Source organism: Pantoea sp. C1E2 (genome assembly GCF_056491465.1).
The window spans coordinates 4031617-4050453 of record NZ_JBSZHT010000002.1; the positions used below are offsets into that span (position 1 = coordinate 4031617).

Consider the following 18837-nt stretch of genomic DNA (forward strand, 5'->3'; position numbering starts at 1 on the left):
CGTAGTATCTGACAAGCAGCAAATCTACGATTCTCGTAGGCATGAAACCGACCTCTTCCCTGCAAAATACCTTCTGTAGACGCCTGAAACAGGCGCGTCTGGTGAAGGGTTTTTCGCAAAAAGGGTTAGGGATTGCCGCTGGCATTGAAGAGTTTTCCGCCAGTGCGCGCATCAATCGTTATGAAGTCGGTGTGCATCAGCCCGATTTACTAACGCTGCAACTGCTGGCAAAAGCGCTGGAGATCCCCGCCGCCTATTTTCTGGCGGATGATGACCAATTAGCCGACATGATTCTGCGCTTCGCTGAAGAGAGGAGTAGCAACGCGCCATAAGGCACGTTGCACCTGTTTTTACGCGGCGACCACGCGGAACTGCGCCATTGATTCCTGCAACTGAGCTTCCAAACACTACGTGAGGGCACTGGCTTCTTCCACCAGCGCGGCTTTTTGCTGCGCCTGTAGCATTGAATCTTACAATAATCCTGGCTATAGTATTTTGTACTACACCCGGGACGATATCAAATGGACATTGAGTTAAGAATTTTCGTCGAGTGGAGCTATAACAAGAAGCGGAAGAAATCAAAAATCAGTGATGATGATTTACGTTCAGTTGCAGCCGAGCTTATCGAAGAAATCAAAAATGGATCGACTAAAGCCGCATTGGGCGGTGGAATTTTCAAAAAGCGTTTAGGTGACGAGGATAGCGCAAGGACAATTGTTGCTTATCATCATGAAGATAAACTCTACTTTATCGACGGTTGGGAAAAAAAAGAGATCCCAAAAAATAAGCGTGAGATAGATGATTCTGATTTAAAAGTGTTCAGGCAAATATCCAAAGCTGCTAAAGCTTACACCGCTGAACAAGTCGAAAAGTTAGAGACAAATCGGATTTATGTAGAGTTACCCTCTATTAATCAGGAGAGTGAAAATGAGGATTAATAGGCGCGTACTGAAAATGCACGCAATGATGAAACGCCAGTTTAAAGCTGGTCTCATCTCAGCAGATATGATGCAAGAGGCTGACGCCATCTTTGCAGAAGCTAAGTTAGAGGCGATGAAAGATTCAATCACTGGCGAGCGCATCAAAGCAATGCGTGCACGCGAGAAATTGAGTCAAAGCCAGTTTGCTGAACGCATCGAAGTGTCAACGACTTGCCTCCAAAAATGGGAGCGAGGCGCAACAATACCAAAAGGGATTGTTGCACTTGCATTAAGGCACATTGAGGCCAAAGGGCTTGATGATTTCTTAGCAGTTTAGACCGCATGAATAAACCCGCCCTTTCGCTGAGGAGTCACCAGTAACGGGCGGGTGTTAAATCACAGGCTTTGAGATCATTAAATAGTATTAGTCGCCACGCGGAACTGCGCCATCGATTCCTGCAACTGCTGCGACTGCGCTTCGAGCGACTGCGTGGCGGCGCTGGCTTCTTCCACCAGTGCGGCGTTTTGCTGCGCGGCTTCATCCATCTGCGTCACCGCCTGATTTACCTGCTCAATCCCACGACTCTGCTCTTCCGAAGCAATCGAGATCTCTTTCATCAGTGAGGTCACTCGCATCACTTCGCTGGAGATCTCATCCATAGTTTCACCCGCACGCGTCGCCATGTCGCTGCCCTCTTTGACCCGCGTTTGCGATTCACTGATCAACTCACGAATCTCTTTTGCTGCGGTGGCGCTGCGACCGGCTAAGGTGCGCACTTCATTGGCGACCACGGCAAATCCACGCCCCTGCTCGCCCGCACGTGCGGCTTCTACGGACGCGTTGAGTGCAAGGATGTTGGTCTGGAAGGCGATACCGTCGATCACGCTCAGGATGTCGCCGATGCGGTTAGAGCTTTGGGTAATCTCCTGCATCTTCTCCATCACGTAGCCCACCACTTCCGCACCGCGATCGGCACTGGTCGAGACATTGCTGGCCAACTGATTCGCCTGCTGTGCATTGCTGGCGTTGAGACGGACGGTGGCGGTGAGCTGCTCCATGCTGGCGGCAGTTTGCTCCAGCGAGGCAGCGGATTCTTCGGTACGCTGCGACAGATGCACGGTGCCCGCAGCCAGTTCACGGCTGCCAACATCAATCTGCATGCTGGCTTCACGCACCTGGCTTACCGAATCACGCAGCGCCAGCTGCATATCGGATAACGCCTGATTGAGACGGCCCACTTCGTTTTTGCCTGCCTGTGGCAGCGGCTGCGACAAATCGCCCGCCGAGATCTGCTCAAGGTGTTTGATGGCGTTGTTTAACGGCACCATAAACAGGCGACGCAACATTTGCCATGACAACACGATCATCAGCAATGCCAGCGTCATGGCGACGCCAATCATGATTTTCATTTTCACTTCATTATCTGCCGCCTGCTGCAGGCGCGCAGCAGAGACTTCATCCGCATAAATGCTGAAGTCACTCACGGCTTTCGAATAGTTCGCGGCTAGCTGAGATTGGTTGCCTTCCAGTACCTGATAATATTCATCGGTATACTGTTTTCTCAGCGCTTCCATCATCGGCTGGATGCCCTCTTTGTCATACACGGCGTAAGTGGAGACGATGGCATCTGCCAGCGTTTTGCCGTGGGCCGTCACCGTGCCCGCATCAACAAATGCCTGCAGCAGCTTGTGCGAGCTATCTACCGCCGCCTGCGCCTGGGCGGTGACTTTTGTACCGTCATCCAGCAGGCCAATTTCAATTTTGCGTACAGCTAAAGCCGCGTTAGCACGCGCGCGCATCAACTCAGAACGGCTTTGATACAGCTTGTTAAGCTCAATACCCTGAATACGATTGATGGCATCCAGTGACTGATTGCCCGCATTGATGGCATAGATGCCCATAAAACTCACTGCCAGCAGTAGCAGTGTCATAAAGAAGAGTAAGGCGCGTATTCCATTTCTAATCGATAGCTGTTTCATGATCATTCCCGTGTGTATGAAAAAGGCAGAACTCCACTGGCCCTAAAACGGAGAGATTATCGGCAGTTGATCGCAGAAACTTTATCCAATGTTGATGGTCAATCTGCCGACGTTCGCTTACCCTTCAGCTTTTCTGAAGTCCGCTGCGCAAAAATGAAGGAATGAAATGATGAAAAAGTGGCTCCCAATTTTGTGTCTGCTCGCCAGTGGTGTTGCCATGGCGCAGACGCATCCCCTCGACCAGCAGCTGCAGCAGTGTCTGGACAAGGAGTCCAGCACCCTGGGCATGTCTCAGTGCTACAGCAGCGCCAATAAGGGCTGGGATAAAGAGATGAATTTGCAGTACAACCAGGTGATGAAAAAATTAACCGGTGAACCTTAAGACAAATTGCGTGCCGCACAGCGTGCATGGCTGGCCTATCGTGATAGCTGGATGGAGGCCAGCCGCAGTTATTTCCTTAGCAGCCAGGGCAGCATGGCGGCGCTCTCAGTGGGTGCTCAAGGGGTCAGTCTGGTGAGGAATCAGGCCCTGATGTTGCAATCAATTAACAAAGGCAGTTGCGCCAATCCCGATGATTGTTGATAAATGGTGGCGTTAAAAAAACGTCAGCGCAGGCACTGACCTGCGCATCCATCCATCTTCAGGGAGAAATCATGGCTGCTTATGCCTCTACCATCATTCTGGTCTGCCTCGCCGTCCTGAGCTATTTCGTTCATAACAGTGCCGTTACCATTTCCATTTTGATCCTGCTTGCCATCAAGCTGACACCGCTTTCACAGTTCTTCCCCTATGTGGAGAAACAGGGCATTCAGATCGGCATCATTATTCTGACCGTGGCCGTGATGGCACCGCTGGCCAGCGGGACGTTACCTGCATCGTCTCTGCTTAAGTCGTTTGCCAACTGGCAATCGATAGTGGCGATTATTGTCGGAGTGTTTGTTGCCTGGCTCGGCGGGCGCGGCGTCAGTTTTATGAGCGTACAGCCGTCAGTGATTGGTGGATTGTTAATCGGCACCGTGATTGGCGTGGCGTTTTTCCGTGGGGTACCCGTCGGACCACTGATTGCAGCAGGGATTGTCTCGCTGTTTGTCACCGCGAAGTAGGCCTTTGGAGCATTCCGAAACGCCAAAAAGGGGGCATACTTTCAGAGTCAGTTGGCTATAATAGCCGTCACTCAACATACGACCAATGAAGGAAAGCCAGATGAGTTTGAACCAGGTGCCTGCAGGTAAAGAACTGCCAGAAGATATCTATGTCGTTATCGAGATCCCAGCGAATGCCGATCCGATCAAATATGAAGTGGACAAAGAGTCTGGCGCCCTGTTTGTAGACCGTTTCATGTCTACCGCCATGTTCTATCCGTGCAACTACGGTTACATCAACCACACCCTGTCTCTGGATGGTGATCCGGTTGACGTGCTGGTGCCAACCCCGTATCCGCTGGTGCCGGGCTCAGTGATTCGCTGCCGTCCCGTTGGCGTGCTGAAAATGACCGACGAGTCTGGCGAAGATGCCAAACTGGTTGCCGTTCCGCACACCAAACTGAGCAAAGAGTACGATCACATCAAAGATGTGAACGACCTGCCAGAACTGCTGAAAGCGCAGATCACCCATTTCTTCGAGCACTACAAAGATCTGGAAAAAGGCAAATGGGTGAAAGTTGACGGCTGGGACAACGCTGAAGCGGCCAAAGCTGAAATCATTGCTTCTTACGAGCGCGCACAGAAGAAATAATCTTCTTCGCCTTGCGAGCATAAAAAAACACCGTCCAATGGACGGTGTTTTTATTTATGCCTCTGGTAGGTCATCGCGCTTGAGCCAGTCACCGCTCGCGATGCGGGTGCGACCCGCAATCGAACGCTGATAGACATACAGCCAGGCACTGCCGTAAGGCGTCTGGATGAGTTGGCGTTTGTATTCGCCATTCTTGGTGCGTAAGGCATCAAGCTCGCCCAGCGTACTGGCATCGATGCGATACACTTCGCAGAAGACGGTTCCCTCATCTTCAACGACGCCCGGATAATGACCCAGATTGTAGAGCGCAAACCCTTCAATCTGATGGTCGCCGAGCCATTGCGCATTCGTCATCCAGTGACTGTTTCCCTGTTTGCGCCGTAAACTGCCGTAGACAATTATTCGCATTGCTAAAACTCAAACTGATAGAGCAAATCCAGTGCCTGATCGAGACCGGACACGGCTTCCAAATAGAGTTTGGGCATCAGGCGGTAACGCAAGGTTAACGTCGCCAGTGAATCAAATATGCCAACACCGTATTTTACTTGTAGACCCGGCAGTACATAACCGCTCACCTGCACCTGCTGGCTATCGCCTACACCGGTGGTGTCAAGCGCGAGGTTACTGACGCCGAATGTCTCGCCGATTTTACCCATAACCTGACCACTTTGTGCAACCCCTAACCCCACAAGTGCTGAAGTTAATGCATTACTGTCACCATCACTGCTGAGTCCCTGACCGCGTAATAGGTAAGAAAGCGCTTCCTGCTGCGACATGGCGGGGTCAGAGAACACCTCCACTTTCGGTTCATCGGCCAGGCCGGTGACGCGAATACCAGCGGTGACATCATCTTCGGTGGCTTCCGGATTACGTATCGCTTCAAGGTTAACGTACGGCTGATCTGGCGGCCCGGCAAACTGCAGCTCGCCTTTACGCACAATCAAATCCTGTCCGTAAGCGTGGAAACGGCCATCAGGAATGTTGATCTGCCCGTTTAAGCCCAGGCCGTTTTTATCCTGCACCAGTTTGAGATCGCCGTTAAGTTTGGCTTTCAGACCAAAGGCTGACAGCCGCACATCGTTACCGACGTGGATTACCAGGTTGCTGTTAATCGGGATCGCGGCGGTTTTTGGCTGAATCGGCTTGAGATTCTGATCCAGCATCACTTCATCTGAAGAGACACCGGTGGCGCTTTCTGGCACCTCCTGCACCGTGATGCGCGCCCAGGGAATATCTACCTTGCCATCCAGATTGAAGGCTGCTGGCGTGGCTTCAAACACCAGATCCGGCGAGACATCCATGCGCACCATCGGCGGCACGGTGACGCGAATACGGCTACCCTGCGCCGTGATGCGCGCACGCCAGTTATCCAGCTGGCTCCAGTCCGCATTGCCGCCCAGATTCAGATTGCCCTGGGTGGTCTGCAGCAGACCGTTAAGCGTCGAACTCATGCCATTGAACACCATGTTCAGATTGGCCGATGTGAGCGTAACCGGCATAAAGCTGGCCAGCACATTCACATCACTCAGCCCCAACTGGCCAAACACCTGCGGCTGTTGCAGCGTGCCGCCCAGACGCAGGTTGCTGTTGAGGTTGCCTTTAATCTTCTCACCCTGCATCAACGCCGGGTTGAACATCGCCAGCGACAGATTGCTGATGCCGATGTTGCCGGACAGCTGACGACGGGTTTGCGGATCGGCAATCTGCACGTTGCCGCTCAGCTGACCGTTGTTGACGATGTGAATTAGCCAATCAAGCTGCGCACGTCCATTACGCATCGCGGCGTTAAGATTGAGCGTGTCGAAGGCGATTGGCAGCGTGTTGCCCTGCACATCCTGCTCCACTTTCACGCCGTTGCCCTTCAGTGAAACGTTGCCGGTTGGCAGCGCGCCATCTGACGTCCAGTTGACGCGCGCATCACCGCTGAATACGCCGGTGAGTTTGGTGGCATCGGTCAGGAACGGTTTGATCATCGCCAAATCAAAACGGTTCAGCACCACGTGGGCATGGCCGTTCGGACCCGCTTCGATCGGTTCTGGCACACAGAGCTGGGCGTTAGGGTTCTGCCAGCAATGTGGTCCAATGGTCGCGGTCTGCTTGCTGTTGAGGTAATCAATCGCCATCGCACGCGTCAGACGCCATTCGCCCACCGGGGTATCAAAGTGGGTATTGTTGAGATTGCCTTGCCAGCGTTCAGTTTTACGATCGAAGCTGCCGTTCAACGCCAGCTGACCGGAGACCGGCTCGCCTTCCACGTTCAGCTTGAGCTGATGCTGCTTCTCGTTACCGTCAGCGTTCAGCGTCAGCAGATTGATCTTCAGTGCGTCCTGTTGCAGTTGCTCGACGCGCAGTTGTAGCTTACCGGCGATCTGGTCGCTGGATTTCACATCGCCTTCCAGCGCCACACGACGAATTTGCAGCTGCTGCCAGCGCAAGCCCGTGGCCGTGAGGTCAGCTAACAGCTGCGGTGCTTGTAGGGTGCCACGTGCTTTGATCGTGCCTTTGGCCACGCCGCCGAGCCCAGGTAACGCGTTATCCAGGTGCGGTGCATCGACATTGGCATCCAGATTGAGCGTGTCGCCCAGTTCGCCTTTCACATCCAGATGGTTACGACCCAGCGCGATATTAATGCCCGGGATTTTCCATTGATTGTAGCTATTCCCGGTGAGTGAACCGTTGGCGCTCACGGCGTTCTGCTTCACGTCCCCTTTCAACTCCAGCTGCGGCACGCTGAGCTGCCAACTGCCGCCATACAAGCTGCCTCGGGTGGTGATTTTGCCATCGAGTTTGGCTGGCCACTCAGGATACTGTTTGGCGGTATTGATGCCGGAGAGCGTCAGTTCACTGCGCCAGCTGATGGCTTTGCTCCAGTCCACCAGCGCGGTTAAATCGACATTACCCTGCAATGCCGCCACGCGCAGCTTGTCCAGACTGAACTGCTGCACATTACCTTTGCCATCAAGCGAAATGGTCGCCGGCGGCACCGCTTCGCCTTTAACTGCGGTACGCAGCGACATCACATAGTCGGTGGCTTTGCCTTTGAACTGATAATCGAGGTTATCCGCCTGATACTGCACGGGTCCTGTTAGCGGCCAGCGTAACTCTGGACTGGTGAGCTTAAGCGACAGTGGCAAACCCGCCACCGCCGGTTGCGCTGCGGCATCCAACTGCGCACGCACCGGGCCAGACAGATTCAGCCCCAGCTTCAACTCTTCACGCATTGCCCCGCTGAGGTTCATTTTGATTTTCTCGCCCTTAATCGGATCGAGATTCAGCGTACCGCTGAGGGCAAAATTCACCGGCCAGTTATCCGCCAGTTGCGCGTCTCCGCTGGCATTCACCTGCCCTTGCGGCGAATCAACGTCAAAGGTCTCTAATTGCAGATGACGATCGGCGGTTTTGGCTTTCAACAACAGGCGCGTAATCGCGATATCTGTGTCACCGGTAATACGCAGCTGCTCACCCAGTAGCTCCTGCACGGTGATATCCAGCGGCAGCTGGAAGTCCGGCAACTCAGGCAACAGCGGTTTGGCGAACATCTCCTGTAAGGTTTCACCCAGTGGCTTCTCGCCTGGCTGTGGTTGCTGCACTTTCGGCTGAACCACCTGCTCATCCGCCACTTTGGCGGCTTTCGGCAGGGCAATCAGCAGACTTTGGATGTGCGTCGGCGTCAGCGTTAATGAACGCCCTTGCCAGTTGAGGCCGGTGGTGAAATCCAGTAGCGAGATGGACGTGTCATCCACTTTGACGTTGATGTTATGCAGGCCAACTTTGCTCAGCGTAATTGGATAAGGCGTGGTCAGGTTGGTGCTACCGCTCTCCTCTTCTGGCGGTGGCGCAGCGGCCGGCGCCATTTTCTTGCTGTCGACCACCACGCTGACATCCTGCAAGCCGATGTCATTTACACACACTGACGAGTGCAGCAGGCAGTTAAGATTGAGCGCCAAATGGAAGCGCCCAGCGTCTACGCTGACGCCTGGCATTTCGTATTTCACGCCGCTCAGCGTCAGATCGCGCCAGCCACCCTCAACTTTGTTGATCGATAAACCGGGCACCCAGCGATCGGCGCCTTTTAATAACAGATGGATTCCGGGCGTCGTACCAATCAAAAACGCCACGCAGCCAAACAGCACCACCAAAAAAATACCAAATCCAATCAGGACCTTTTTCCACAGCTTCATAGTTCAGGCCCCAGTCCTACATAGAATTGCAAACCATGTTCCTTGTCATCGCCAATCGGCCGCGCGATATCAAATTTGATCGGCCCGACCGGAGAAGCCCAGCGCACGCCGACACCGGCACCGGTTTTAAAATCACTCTGTTTGATGTCGTTCACCGCTTCACCCGAATCGACAAACACCGCGCCCCACCACTTACCGGTCACGTTGTATTGATACTCCAGCGAGCCAGTGGCCATTTTGGAGGCACCGGTCAGCTTGCCATCGCTGTCACGAGGGGAGACATCTTTGTATTTGTAGCCGCGAATGCTGCGATCGCCGCCGGCGAAGAAGCGCAGGTCCGGCGGGACTTTGTCGAAGTCGTTGGTTTCGATCCAGCCCAGGTTACCGCGCACCACAAAGCGATTCTTCTCGCCCAGCATGCGGATCCAGACGTTCTGCGCCTGCAGGATCAGGAAGTCGACATCCGATCCCCAGGTGGTATCAGAAACATCGACGGAATAACGCTGCGAGTCGCCCCAGGTCGGCATCAAACCGCCGCGTGAACGGGTGCGGCTCAGGCTTACGCCCGGATAAAGCAGCATGGTGGTGTTGGTGACACTACCTTGGGTAAAGTGATCGAGACTCCACTTCAGGTTAACCGCACGCTGCCAGCCGGAACTGCTGTCCCAGTTACGCGAGACGCCCAGCGTGCTGGTATCGGCTTTGGTGTCATTGAGATCGGTGCGCTTCAGGCCACCCGAGAAGGTGTAATACTGCTCCAGCGGGCTCTTCAGCAGCGGCACTTTATAGCTGAGATCGACCTGTTGCTCGGGGGCAGAAATATAGGAACTGGCCGTCAGGCTGTGGCCGCTGCTGTTAATCCACGGCTTTTTCCACGTCCCTTTCAGACGCGGCCCGACATCGGTGGAATAGCCGACACCGGCTTCGATGGTGTTTTCAACGCGTGGCGATACCGCCGCATTGAGCGGCAGTACTTTGGTCTGGCGACCTTTATCGAATTCAGGGGCGACGACCACCGAGTTGAACCAGCCAGTGGCCGACAAGCGGCGGTTCAGTTCTGCCAGATCGCGCGAGCTGTAGGGATCGCCCTTTTTAAATGGCACAAGATTACGCAGATAGGCTTCGTTAATTTGCGAGCCCTGGAAGCTGACATCGCCAAAACGGTAGCGCGGGCCACTGTCGTAATCGATATCCCAGAATGCCTCGCGTCTTTCGACCGAAACGCCAAGCTGGCTTTGCTTAAAGTCACCGTCGAAGTAACCATTACGCAGTGCCAGGCTGGAGAAGCCATTTTTAAATTTGTCGTATTCGCCGTGATTGAGTTGCGTACCGACTTTCGGCGTGCCCTGTTTCACCCAGGCTTTATAGTCATCATCGTTTTTCGCGGCACCTTCAACCACGATGTGGCTGCCACCGATTTTCACCGGTTCGCCGGGTTTGACGTGAGCGATAAGTACCGGTCGGCCGCCCTGTGCCGGCGCGGGACGAGATTCAAAATCGATTTCGGGTTCGTAATAGCCAAGTGCCCGCAAGCCTTCTTTGATCGCTTGTGAGACACGCGCCTGGAAGCGCCCATCGCTGGACACTTCATCGGTACCAATGGTGGACAAGCGCGCCCTGACGTTCTTCTGTAAATCCCCAGTTAGCCCTTCCAGCTGCAAGCGCACTTTGGCTGCCTCAACGGCAGGTGCAGCAAGCAACAGGCTGGCCAAACAATAAATATGCAATCGCGGCACGCGTACTCCTGTTAATAATGCCTGCCCCTTATTCCGCAGGGGCGTTATTTCTCATCGGAGGCTATCACCACCACTCGCTTACCCATCAGCATAGCCGCTCTTTTTGGCGGATGGCTGAGGAAAAATGGTCACTAAGCCAAATCATTTCCTATTGTCGGTAAATGGGGGGAGCGATACAACTCCGAACCCGCACTTCTGCGACTGAGGGTCTCTCACTCGGATTATTCCGAGCTCATGTTGCGCGCCTCTGGCGGCATGATAAGCGCTGCTGCTATAATCAGCACCCAGCAGGCATGACCTGCTTTCCTTTCTGCCCCGACGTTATCGTTCCTTGTCGAAATGGCGCAGACATTTTTGGCACGGATAGCCCTGTATGACAGGCGAATACTGGATGTTCTCCTGCGCTGCCCAGGCCAAAAATGACAAGTGATTAACCAACGGATCTTCTATGCTCGATAGCTTACTTGTCATTCTTTTACTGATTGTGATCAGTTCATTCTTTTCTCTTTCTGAGATCTCGCTGGCCGCTGCCCGCAAGATCAAACTTAAACTGCTCGCCGATGAAGGCAACATTAATGCGCAGCGTGTGCTGAAAATGCAGGAACAGCCTGGCATGTTCTTCACCGTGGTGCAGATTGGCCTGAACGCCGTGGCTATCCTCGGCGGTATTGTCGGTGATGCGGCTTTCTCCCCTGCCTTCAACAGCTTGTTCAGCCGTTTTGTCGCGCCAGAACTGGCGGAACAGCTCAGCTTCATCTGTTCCTTCACCGTGGTGACCAGCCTGTTTATCCTGTTCGCGGATTTAACGCCAAAACGCGTTGGCATGGTCGCGCCGGAAGCCGTTGCGCTGCGCATCATCAATCCGATGCGCTTTTGTCTGTTTGTGATGCGGCCGCTGGTGTGGCTGTTTAACGGCCTGGCGAACGTGTTTTTCCGCATCTTCAAATTGCCGATGGTGCGCAAAGATGACATCACCTCCGATGACATTTATGCGGTGGTGGAAGCCGGTGCTTTAGCGGGCGTGCTGCGTAAGCAGGAGCACGAACTGATTGAAAACGTGTTTGAGCTGGAATCGCGTACCGTGCCCTCCTCCATGACTTCGCGTGAAAACGTGGTCTGGTTCGATCTGCACGAAGATGAAAACACCCTCAAAACCAAAATCGCGCAGCATCCGCACTCTAAATTTATCGTCTGCGATGGCGACATTGACCACATTGTGGGTTATGTCGACTCCAAAGAGTTACTGCTGCGCGTGCTCGGCAATCAGAGTTTAACGTTGAGCAGCGGCGTTCAGATTCGCTCTGCGCTGATTGTGCCGGATACGCTGACACTCTCTGAAGCGCTGGAGAGCTTTAAAACCGCAGGTGATGATTTTGCGGTGATCATGAACGAATACGCGTTGGTGGTGGGAATCATCACCTTAAACGATGTGATGACTACGCTGATGGGTGATTTGGTCGGTCAGGGTCAGGAAGAGCAGATCGTTGCACGTGATGAGAACTCATGGCTGGTTGAAGGCGGCACACCGATTGATGACGTGATGCGCGTATTGGATATCGATGATTTCCCGCAGTCCGGCAACTATGAAACCATTGGCGGCTTTATGATGTATATGCTGCGCAAAATCCCGAAACGTACCGATTTCGTGAAGTTCTCAGGGTATAAATTTGAAGTGGTGGATATCGACAGTTACCGCATCGATCAGCTGCTGGTCACGCGTATTGATGAGCGCCCACCGGTGATAAATCTGACGAAGAGTGCGACTGATGAGATGGAGTCGCCATAGCGTGGAGTGGCCAGAAAAAACAAGGCGCGATTAATCGCGCCGCTACAGGGCGCCTGCTTGCATGGCGCCCTTTGTTTTTACTGCTTAGTTGTACTCGGCTTGTAGCCGCAGAACCTGGCGGTTGATCTCGGACATCACGCTAAGGTGCTGTTTATCTTTGACGCGTGGCAACATCACTTTGCCTTTATCAAACTCAAACGCGCCAACATCCTTGATATACAACCTTCCTTTAAAAAGCGTTTTTACGTATTTCGCAATTTGCAGCGGATTATAGCGCTGGAAGATTTTCATGCTGTCTAACTCCTGAACAGATGTACTACGCTTCGTCGTTGCCAAATCCGGTACGAACCCATGAAGCGCAAATGAGGCATAACTATAGAACACCAAACGTTACGTATGTTCCGAAAAGGTGAATTTTTTACTGAATTGACACATTATTACAGAACACTCTGTTATGACGTTCACAAAACCCAGTATAAACCTTCACTCATTAAGGAATTGTGGCGTGGGTTGCAAAGCTGTTAACTCATCGCGACAGGCGCATCATCCACGCCTAATATTGCAAAATCATGAATAACTGGTCGGATCACTAAGGAGCATTACCATGCGTTTGGCACACTCGGTGTTAGCACTGGCACTGCTGGTTCCCAGCCTTGTCTCAGCCCATGCTTTTAAGATTGGCGAGCGCGTCCCACCGGTGGGTGTGAGCGACAGGGGGGAATTGCTTTATCAACAAGATAAGTTTAGCTACCAACCGTGGAATAGCGCGCAGCTGAGTGGAAAAGTGCGTGTCATCTTGCATATTGCCGGGCGTTCTTCGGCTAAAGAGCAGAACGCAGCGCTGATTGAAGCCATTAAAGCAGCGAAGTTTCCGCACGACCGCTATCAAACCACCACTATTGTAAACACTGACGATGCCATTCCCGGCACCGGCATGTTTGTGCGCAGCAGTATTGAGAGCAATAAGCAGCAATATCCGTGGTCGCAGTTTATCGTGGATAGCGACGGCAATGTGCGTAAGGTCTGGCAGCTGGAGAAAGGGGGTTCAGCGATTGTGGTGCTGGATAAGACCGGGCATGTGCGATATGCCAAAGAAGGTGCATTGACGCAGGATGAGGCGCAGCAGGCGATAACGTTGATCCGTGAGTTGCTACAGTAAAAACTAAGGTCGCCATCAATGGCGACCCTGTTTTGACCGGCTTGTCTTCTCTTAACCGCGAAAACACAGGCTGCGAATTTCTCTGTTCATCCCGGAATTAACAACGAAAATACAGGCTGCAGTTTTCGCAGGGTGCGCATCAGGAACTAAAACAGCGAGACGCGGAAGCCCGGATTCAGGAAGGATTCGCGCGGTGTGTAATCAAGGGTTTTGCCCTGCCAGTCATGCACATGGGCTCCGGCCGCAATCGCCACCGCGTGACCCGCTCCGGTATCCCAAATGTTGGTTGGCCCGAAACGCGGATACAGCTGGGCTTTACCTTCCGCCACCAGGCAGAATTTCAGCGAAGAGCCAATCGCAGTGGTTTGGTGTTCGCCCAACTGAGCCAGATATTCTTTCAGCTCTTCATCTTTATCTGCATGCGAGCGACTGACGACGACCAGCAATGGACGCGCCTCGCGCACCTGAATCTGTGTTTTATGGCCGCCCTCTTCTTTCCAGGCTTTGCCTTCGGATGCTGAATACATCACACCCAACGCGGGCGCATAAACCACACCTAACACCGGCTTACCGTTTTCAATCAGAGCAATGTTGACGGTGAATTCCCCGTTGCGCTTGATGAACTCTTTGGTGCCATCCAGCGGATCAACCAGCCAATATTTTTTCCAGTTCTGACGTACGGCCCAGCTCGGCGGATCTTCTTCTGATAACACCGGCACTTCGGGTGATAGCGCGGCCAGCCCTTCCACGATGACTTTGTGTGCCGCGAGATCGGCGGCCGTCACCGGCGAATCATCCGACTTACGCGTCACATCCATCGGTTGTGAACCCGCATAGACATGCATAATGGCATCGCCCGCTTCACGCGCCAGTTGGATTATTTTATCTAACATTTTTCACCTCTTTTCCGCTGACTCTGCCTGTCAGACATCAACAGCTCACCTCTACACATTTTAGCAGTTGTGTCCCGATGCTCTGCGGCTGAACTGTCTGAAACGGCAATCTATATGATTATCAATACCATAGTTCATGGTTGGCGGCTATGGCGTGATACTGAATCCCTTTCTAGCGGACAGCGAAGCCTGCTGATGCGTGAAAGTCTGAGACACATCACAAATTGAAATGATAATTCGTCATTGTTTTACATTATTTTGAGAGGCCCATTAGATCAGACAAGGAGCAAATCATGTTCAAAGCGAGCATGTCGTTACTGGCGCTGTGTGTGACGGCAGCCACGGTGCAAGCCGCTACAGTGGATCTGCGCATTCTGGAAACCACCGATCTGCACAGCAATATGATGGATTTCGATTACTACAAAGACACGCCAACCGAGAAATTTGGTCTGGTGCGCACGGCGACCCTGATTCAACAGGCCCGCGCAGAAGCGAAGAACAGTGTGCTGGTTGATAACGGCGACATTATTCAGGGCAGTCCGTTAGGCGATTACATGGCGGCTAAGGGACTGAAAAAAGGCGATGTTCATCCAGTGTATAAAGCGATGAACACGCTGGATTACGCGGTGGGCAACTTAGGCAATCACGAATTCAATTACGGCTTACCCTATCTGCAGAAAGCGATTGCCGGGGCGCGTTTCCCCTATGTGAATGCCAACATTATCGATGAAAAGAGCGGAAAACCGCTGTTTACCCCCTATCTCATCAAAGAAACAACCGTTACCGACCGCAGCGGCAACCCGCATCGCTTAAAAATTGGCTACATCGGCTTCGTTCCGCCGCAGATTATGGTGTGGGATCGCAACAATCTGCAGGGCAAAGTGCGCGTTGATGACATCACGGAAACAGCGAAGCGGTATGTGCCGGAAATGCGCGCAAAAGGTGCTGAAATAATCATCGCTATTCCGCACTCAGGTTTAAGCAGTGAGCCCTATCATGCGATGGCGGAGAATTCGGTCTACTACCTCAGCCAGGTGCCTGGCATCAACGCTATTATGTTTGGTCACGCGCATGCGGTGTTCCCCAGCAAAGAGTTTGCCGCCATTAAAGGCGCTGATATTGCACAAGGCACGCTGAACGGTGTTCCCTCGGTGATGCCCGGCATGTGGGGCGATCATCTCGGTGTGGTTGATTTGGTGCTGAATAACGAGGGTGGCAAATGGCAGGTTACACAGGGCAAAGCCGAAGCGCGGCCTATCTATGATCCCGTCGCCAAAAAGTCACTGGCGGCTGAAGATGCTGATTTGGTGAAAGTGCTGGAGCAAGATCACCGTGCCACGCGTGAATTCGTTGCTAAGCCGATCGGCAAGTCTGCGGATGTGATGTACAGCTATCTGTCGCTGGTGCAGGACGACCCTACTGTGCAGATCGTCAACAATGCACAGCGCGCCTATGTTGAACACTTTATTCAGGGCGATCCCGATCTCGGCCGCTTGCCGGTGCTTTCCGCTGCTGCACCCTTTAAAGCCGGTGGGCGTAAAAACGATCCCGCCAGCTATACCGAAGTAGAGAAAGGTGAGCTGACTTTCCGCAATGCCGCCGATCTCTATCTCTATCCCAACACACTGGTGGTGATGAAAGTCACCGGTGCGCAAGTGAGAGAGTGGCTGGAGTGTTCAGCGGCGCAGTTTAATCAAATCGATCCACACAGCAGTAAACCGCAAGCGCTGATTAACTGGGATTTCCGCACCTATAACTTCGACGTCATTGACGGTGTCGATTATCAAATCGATGTAACGCAGCCCGCGCGTTACGACGGTGAATGCACGTTAATCAACAAGGATGCTTCACGCATTAAGGATCTGACGTGGCGAGGTAAGCCGATCGATCCTAACGCGGTATTCCTCGTCGCCACCAACAACTATCGCGCGTACGGCGGGAAGTTCGCTGGCACCGGCGATAAGTACGTGGCGTTTGCTTCACCGGATGAGAACCGTTCAGTGGTCGCGGCTTATATCAGCAGCGAAACCAAAGCACACGGCGAAGTGAAACCACAGGCCGATCATAACTGGCGTTTAGCGCCGATTCACAGCGATACGCCGCTGGATATTCGCTTTGAAACCGCACCGGGCGAGAAAGCCACGCAGTTTATTGAGAAGTACGCTGATTATCCGATGAAAGCGGTGGGCAGTGACGAGATTGGTTTTGCGATTTGGCAGGTAGATTTGCAGAAGCAGTAAAGTTGGCAAAAGAATGGCCAGTCATTTACGACTGGCCATCTACTGCGAAAAATTCAGATTACAGAATTTCCAGCAGCTCGACTTCGAACACCAGGGTGCTGAATGGCGGGATGGATGCGCCAGCACCGCGCTCGCCGTACGCGAGGTTTTGTGGAATCACCAGTTCCCACTTAGAACCCACTGGCATCAGAGTCAGCGCTTCAATCCAGCCCGCGATCACGCCGCTTACCGGGAATTCAGCTGGCTCGCCACGTGCCACTGAGCTGTCGAATACAGAACCGTCGATCAGTTTGCCGGTGTAGTGCACACGTACACGGTCCTGACGCGATGGGATTGGGCCATCGCCTTGGGTGATCACGCTGAACTGCAAACCAGATTCAGTGCTGCTCACACCTTCACGCTGGGCGTTCTGCTCCAGGAATTTATGGCCATCAGCAGCCATTGCTTCCACACGCTCACGACGCACGCCTTCTGCACGCTCGTGCACTTCACGCAGCGCGCGATGTACCACGTCAACAGGCACTGCCGGTGAGTTCCCTTCCAGCGCGTCGCGCAGACCCGCGAGCAGTGCTTCCGGCTGCAGACCCTGCAGGCCAGATTCCTGCAGCTGCTGGCCTACCTGTAAACCGATACCGTAACTTGCTTGTGATTCGACGCTGTCGAATGAAGGGGTGGTCATCTTGATTCCTTAATCCCGGAGAAAATAGAAACGGCAGCATAACAGCGCAGGCGGCTGGCGTAAAATCTGCAGCGCCGCAGATGACATTTACCAGGGAAAGAGAAACAATACGCAGGTCAAATTTTTCAATGCTGGCAGGCACTTCCCGCCCGCATTGCCCATACTATAGCTGTGGCAACGTTTTCGTCGTACAGCGCTAAGAAAGAGAGAATACATGGGCCAGATCGCCCCACGACGCCGCAGGACGCGCGCACCGCGTGCTTTTACATTATCGAGGTTGCAACGTTGGCTGCCGCAATTTACGCGCAAGGCCGCCAGCGAGGAGGATTCACGAATGGCTTCTGATACCCCTTCCCGCGTTCCCGCCGTGCTACTGCGCGTCTGGCACCTGCTGGATGATGTACGCTGGATGAACCCACTGCCAGCCTTCCATCGGCGTGGCATTGTGATTGCCCTGCTGGTTCTGCTATTAGCGTTTCTCTGGCCGAGCAGTACGCCGCAATACCCGATTGAGCGCCCGGCAGATAACAGCAGCAAAGAGGTGCCGTTGCAGGCGGAGATTTACGACAACAAGCAGCCGCAGAACACCCAACCTAAAACCGATTCTCAGGGTGAGTGGCACAACTATACCGTGTCATCGGGTCAGACGCTGGCGCAGCTGTTCCGCGACAATAATCTGCCGGTGAATGATGTGTTCGCGATGGCTCGCGTAGAGGGGGACGATCAGCCGCTCAGCGCATTGAAGAATGGACAGCAGGTGAAGATTCGTCAGAACGCACAAGGCGTGGTGACAGGCTTAACGGTGGATGGCAGCAACGGCCCGGTGCTGTTTACCCGTCAACCGGACGGCAGCTTTATCCGCGCCCAGTAAATCGCAGAAACAAAAACGCCGGCACATGGCCGGCGTTTTCGCATTACCGAGTATACTCGTCATACTTCAAGTTGCTGATGCGTTGGCTTCGCTCATTCACCCCAGTCACTTACCTAAGTAAGCTCCTGAGATTCATTCCCTTGCCGCCTTCCCGCACCTTGAATTATTTAGAGTAAATTACTCAGCCACTACATTCACAACCAGTTTAGCGAATACTTCGCTATGAACCTGGAAGTCAACTTCGTGCTCACCGGTAGAACGCAGAACGCCGTTTGGCAGACGCACTTCGCTCTTAGCCACTTCAACGCCAGCTGCAGTAACTGCATCAGCGATGTCGCGGGTACCGATTGAACCGAACAGTTTACCTTCGTCGCCTGATTTAGACGCGATGGTAACGGTGCCCAGTGAGTTGATTTTCTCTGCACGTGCGTTAGCAGCAGCCAGAACGTCAGCCAGTTTGGCTTCCAGTTCAGCGCGACGTGTTTCGAAGAACTCAACGTTTTTCTTGGTAGCAGGAACAGCTTTACCCTGTGGAACCAAGAAGTTACGAGCGTAGCCCGCTTTAACGTTAACCTGATCACCCAGGCTGCCCAGGTTTGCTACTTTATCAAGCAGAATAACTTGCATTACCTTATCCTCTTAAAGTCGTTAATGGAC

17 protein-coding genes and 1 pseudogene are annotated in these 18837 nt (G+C 53.2%); 10 read left to right on the top strand and 8 right to left on the bottom strand.

Annotated elements, in window-relative coordinates; all coding sequences use genetic code 11:
* Positions 1-41 precede the first annotated feature (41 nt).
* The 3 genes from ACXI0A_RS19105 (at position 42) to ACXI0A_RS19115 (ending at position 1257) form a co-directional block, all read left to right on the top strand.
* Complete coding sequence (locus ACXI0A_RS19105; RefSeq protein WP_476150847.1) at positions 42-332, top strand: helix-turn-helix domain-containing protein; 291 nt, start codon at positions 42-44, stop codon at positions 330-332.
* Between the two features lie 189 nt (positions 333-521).
* Entirely contained in the window at positions 522-938 is a 417-nt protein-coding gene (locus ACXI0A_RS19110) for a type II toxin-antitoxin system RelE/ParE family toxin (protein WP_476150845.1), read from the top strand.
* On the top strand, positions 928-1257 hold the full coding sequence (locus ACXI0A_RS19115) for a helix-turn-helix domain-containing protein (protein WP_166936691.1): 330 nt from the start codon (positions 928-930) through the stop codon (positions 1255-1257). The genes ACXI0A_RS19110 and ACXI0A_RS19115 overlap by 11 nt, the downstream gene beginning before the upstream one ends.
* 77 nt (positions 1258-1334) lie before the next feature.
* Here ACXI0A_RS19115 and ACXI0A_RS19120 read toward each other — a convergent pair whose 3' ends face one another.
* On the bottom strand, positions 1335-2900 hold the full coding sequence (locus ACXI0A_RS19120) for a methyl-accepting chemotaxis protein (protein ID WP_476150842.1): 1566 nt from the start codon (positions 2898-2900) through the stop codon (positions 1335-1337).
* 169 nt (positions 2901-3069) lie between these two features.
* On the opposite strand from ACXI0A_RS19120, the pseudogene ACXI0A_RS19125 reads away from it, so the two are divergent.
* The 3 genes and pseudogenes from ACXI0A_RS19125 to ppa all read left to right on the top strand — a co-directional run bounded on the left by ACXI0A_RS19125 (position 3070) and on the right by ppa (position 4635).
* Positions 3070-3483 (top strand): annotated as a pseudogene (locus ACXI0A_RS19125) (lysozyme inhibitor LprI family protein).
* A gap of 71 nt (positions 3484-3554) precedes the next feature.
* Positions 3555-4004, top strand: coding sequence for a DUF441 domain-containing protein (locus ACXI0A_RS19130; protein WP_038644476.1), 450 nt, complete (start codon positions 3555-3557; stop codon positions 4002-4004).
* Positions 4005-4104: 100 nt separating this feature from the next.
* Entirely contained in the window at positions 4105-4635 is a 531-nt protein-coding gene (gene ppa, locus ACXI0A_RS19135; RefSeq protein WP_007892166.1) for an inorganic diphosphatase, read from the top strand.
* 54 nt (positions 4636-4689) lie between these two features.
* On the opposite strand, the gene ACXI0A_RS19140 is transcribed toward ppa, so the two are convergent.
* From ACXI0A_RS19140 to tamA, 3 genes are read right to left on the bottom strand one after another with little or no spacing between them, the layout of a single operon-like run.
* Positions 4690-5043: a gamma-glutamylcyclotransferase family protein gene (locus ACXI0A_RS19140; protein ID WP_200576696.1), complete on the bottom strand. Its 354-nt coding sequence runs from the start codon at positions 5041-5043 to the stop codon at positions 4690-4692.
* Positions 5044-5045: 2 nt separating this feature from the next.
* On the bottom strand, positions 5046-8816 hold the full coding sequence (gene tamB / locus ACXI0A_RS19145) for an autotransporter assembly complex protein TamB (RefSeq protein ID WP_476150839.1): 3771 nt from the start codon (positions 8814-8816) through the stop codon (positions 5046-5048).
* A complete protein-coding gene (gene tamA, locus ACXI0A_RS19150) occupies positions 8813-10552 on the bottom strand; it encodes an autotransporter assembly complex protein TamA (RefSeq protein WP_476150837.1) in 1740 nt (579 codons plus the stop codon). Before tamA ends, tamB begins: the two co-directional genes overlap by 4 nt.
* 448 nt (positions 10553-11000) lie before the next feature.
* Here tamA and paeA point away from each other — a divergent pair, with 448 nt between their 5' ends.
* Entirely contained in the window at positions 11001-12338 is a 1338-nt protein-coding gene (gene paeA, locus ACXI0A_RS19155; protein WP_224933979.1) for a polyamine export protein PaeA, read from the top strand.
* Positions 12339-12422: 84 nt separating this feature from the next.
* On the opposite strand, the gene ACXI0A_RS19160 is transcribed toward paeA, so the two are convergent.
* The gene (locus ACXI0A_RS19160) at positions 12423-12629 is read right to left on the bottom strand and encodes a DUF1107 domain-containing protein (RefSeq protein WP_031280153.1); all 207 of its coding nucleotides are present in this window, start codon (positions 12627-12629) and stop codon (positions 12423-12425) included.
* A gap of 313 nt (positions 12630-12942) precedes the next feature.
* Here ACXI0A_RS19160 and ACXI0A_RS19165 point away from each other — a divergent pair, with 313 nt between their 5' ends.
* Positions 12943-13497 (top strand): YtfJ family protein, encoded by a 555-nt coding sequence (locus ACXI0A_RS19165; RefSeq protein ID WP_224933980.1) that lies wholly within the window; start codon positions 12943-12945, stop codon positions 13495-13497.
* A 146-nt stretch (positions 13498-13643) separates the two neighbouring features.
* On the opposite strand, the gene cysQ is transcribed toward ACXI0A_RS19165, so the two are convergent.
* Positions 13644-14390, bottom strand: a complete 747-nt coding sequence (gene cysQ / locus ACXI0A_RS19170; RefSeq protein ID WP_476150836.1) for a 3'(2'),5'-bisphosphate nucleotidase CysQ — start codon at positions 14388-14390, stop codon at positions 13644-13646.
* 293 nt (positions 14391-14683) lie between these two features.
* Here cysQ and ACXI0A_RS19175 point away from each other — a divergent pair, with 293 nt between their 5' ends.
* Positions 14684-16630, top strand: coding sequence for a bifunctional 2',3'-cyclic-nucleotide 2'-phosphodiesterase/3'-nucleotidase (locus ACXI0A_RS19175; protein ID WP_476150835.1), 1947 nt, complete (start codon positions 14684-14686; stop codon positions 16628-16630).
* A 58-nt stretch (positions 16631-16688) separates the two neighbouring features.
* Here the strand turns inward: ACXI0A_RS19175 and fklB are convergent, their stop codons facing one another.
* Complete coding sequence (fklB, locus tag ACXI0A_RS19180; protein ID WP_100703287.1) at positions 16689-17309, bottom strand: BamJ family beta-barrel-assembly machinery protein; 621 nt, start codon at positions 17307-17309, stop codon at positions 16689-16691.
* Positions 17310-17523: 214 nt separating this feature from the next.
* Here fklB and ACXI0A_RS19185 point away from each other — a divergent pair, with 214 nt between their 5' ends.
* Positions 17524-18180, top strand: a complete 657-nt coding sequence (locus tag ACXI0A_RS19185) for a LysM-like peptidoglycan-binding domain-containing protein (RefSeq protein WP_476150834.1) — start codon at positions 17524-17526, stop codon at positions 18178-18180.
* A gap of 177 nt (positions 18181-18357) precedes the next feature.
* Here ACXI0A_RS19185 and rplI read toward each other — a convergent pair whose 3' ends face one another.
* Complete coding sequence (gene rplI, locus ACXI0A_RS19190) at positions 18358-18807, bottom strand: 50S ribosomal protein L9 (protein ID WP_084937232.1); 450 nt, start codon at positions 18805-18807, stop codon at positions 18358-18360.
* Positions 18808-18837 lie beyond the last annotated feature (30 nt).

Bases quoted from the DNA above. Each gene is read 5' to 3' on its own strand.
- ACXI0A_RS19105 (WP_476150847.1), top strand. From the start codon at position 42: ATGAAACCGACCTCTTCCCTGCAAAATACCTTCTGTAGACGCCTGAAA.
- ACXI0A_RS19110 (WP_476150845.1), top strand. From the start codon at position 522: ATGGACATTGAGTTAAGAATTTTCGTCGAGTGGAGCTATAACAAGAAG.
- ACXI0A_RS19115 (WP_166936691.1), top strand. From the start codon at position 928: ATGAGGATTAATAGGCGCGTACTGAAAATGCACGCAATGATGAAACGC.
- ACXI0A_RS19120 (WP_476150842.1), bottom strand. From the start codon at position 2,900: ATGAAACAGCTATCGATTAGAAATGGAATACGCGCCTTACTCTTCTTT.
- ACXI0A_RS19130 (WP_038644476.1), top strand. From the start codon at position 3,555: ATGGCTGCTTATGCCTCTACCATCATTCTGGTCTGCCTCGCCGTCCTG.
- ppa (WP_007892166.1), top strand. From the start codon at position 4,105: ATGAGTTTGAACCAGGTGCCTGCAGGTAAAGAACTGCCAGAAGATATC.
- ACXI0A_RS19140 (WP_200576696.1), bottom strand. From the start codon at position 5,043: ATGCGAATAATTGTCTACGGCAGTTTACGGCGCAAACAGGGAAACAGT.
- tamB (WP_476150839.1), bottom strand. From the start codon at position 8,816: ATGAAGCTGTGGAAAAAGGTCCTGATTGGATTTGGTATTTTTTTGGTG.
- paeA (WP_224933979.1), top strand. From the start codon at position 11,001: ATGCTCGATAGCTTACTTGTCATTCTTTTACTGATTGTGATCAGTTCA.
- ACXI0A_RS19160 (WP_031280153.1), bottom strand. From the start codon at position 12,629: ATGAAAATCTTCCAGCGCTATAATCCGCTGCAAATTGCGAAATACGTA.
- ACXI0A_RS19165 (WP_224933980.1), top strand. From the start codon at position 12,943: ATGCGTTTGGCACACTCGGTGTTAGCACTGGCACTGCTGGTTCCCAGC.
- cysQ (WP_476150836.1), bottom strand. From the start codon at position 14,390: ATGTTAGATAAAATAATCCAACTGGCGCGTGAAGCGGGCGATGCCATT.
- ACXI0A_RS19175 (WP_476150835.1), top strand. From the start codon at position 14,684: ATGTTCAAAGCGAGCATGTCGTTACTGGCGCTGTGTGTGACGGCAGCC.
- fklB (WP_100703287.1), bottom strand. From the start codon at position 17,309: ATGACCACCCCTTCATTCGACAGCGTCGAATCACAAGCAAGTTACGGT.
- ACXI0A_RS19185 (WP_476150834.1), top strand. From the start codon at position 17,524: ATGGGCCAGATCGCCCCACGACGCCGCAGGACGCGCGCACCGCGTGCT.
- rplI (WP_084937232.1), bottom strand. From the start codon at position 18,807: ATGCAAGTTATTCTGCTTGATAAAGTAGCAAACCTGGGCAGCCTGGGT.